This is a genomic window from Phocaeicola faecium, from assembly GCF_014837055.1.
Taxonomy (GTDB): Bacteria; Bacteroidota; Bacteroidia; order Bacteroidales; family Bacteroidaceae; genus Phocaeicola; species Phocaeicola gallinarum.
On the sequence record NZ_JACSPQ010000065.1, the window covers coordinates 1 to 1,110 of the forward strand.

1 protein-coding gene is annotated in these 1,110 nt (G+C 56.9%); it reads right to left on the reverse strand.

Annotation, left to right across the window (positions count from 1 at the left end; translation table 11 throughout):
- Positions 1–1,110: hypothetical protein (locus tag H9626_RS14810; protein WP_225231045.1), on the reverse strand; the 1,110-nt coding region annotated here is incomplete at both ends.

Genomic DNA, 1,110 nt, shown 5'->3' on the forward strand with positions numbered 1-1,110 from the left:
GTGTTCTCATTCGGCGCAGCTTTTCCGCCTCGCTCAGCAATCCGTCCTTGACTTTCTCAGCCAATTCCATTGGAGCGGACGACGAGTCCGTGTTCGGCATGTCAAGAAAGTCCTTGGCGAAATCGCGCAACTTCTTAACCCGTACAGGGTCGTACACCTTCGGAACGGACACCACTATGGATTCCTGCTTCTTGGTGTTGCGCAGCAGCTGGGCAGCCTCAGTGCGTTGCACCGGCCTGCCGTCGATGTTCAGCTCGATGCGTTCGGAACCATACAGATAACCGATACAGGCAAGAATCGCAGCAAACGGCCAGCCATATGGCGGCGCATCATACCGGGTCATGATCGTCCTGACCGTCGGTGTGACATTGTTCGTATGCTCGCGGGTGACAAAAGACAGCACATCCTCGGCCGGACCATCCAACTGATTACGCACAGCATCGGTGCCGGGCAAGGATTCAGGTCCGGATGCTGCGGCATCGGCGATAATCGCGGCCAGACCTGATTCCTCATAGCGGACACCACCCAGCATCGGGAAGTTGGTGTAATACCGTCCGATCAGCGTCTGCAGTCCCTCGATGATGCGTGACTGCGGATCAGAGGACTGCACGTCCATAGTCTCGCCGTTGTACACGAACATGCCGGTTTTGACGGCATTACCCACACGGGTGCGCAGTTCCCGGTACAGACGTTCCTGAGCCGTGCGCTTGCCGGCGATGATGCGCTGGCGCGTTTCAGACTGGTTCCCGGTATCCGTGCGCCGCAGATAGGTGGTGGTCTTCACATACATCTGGATGTCTTCGAACAGCGTCGAATCGTCCTGTCCCAACAGCAACGTGATGGTGTCACGGGCGCCCATACCGGCACGTCGGGCATCCTCACGACCACCAGGGTCCAAAGCCGTTGACACGTCCAGCCAAATCGGCCGCTGAACGCCCTGCTGCACTTGGTCGATACGCAGTCCGAAATCAAAAACCTTCTTCTGCGGACCATACTGGACCTTGAGTCGCCCAATGACATCATTGAGCAGGATATCCTTGAACTCACCGACAACGCTGGTGTGGTCGATGTCGATGTTCTTGATCTCCTGCTCAATATCCTGCTCCTCAT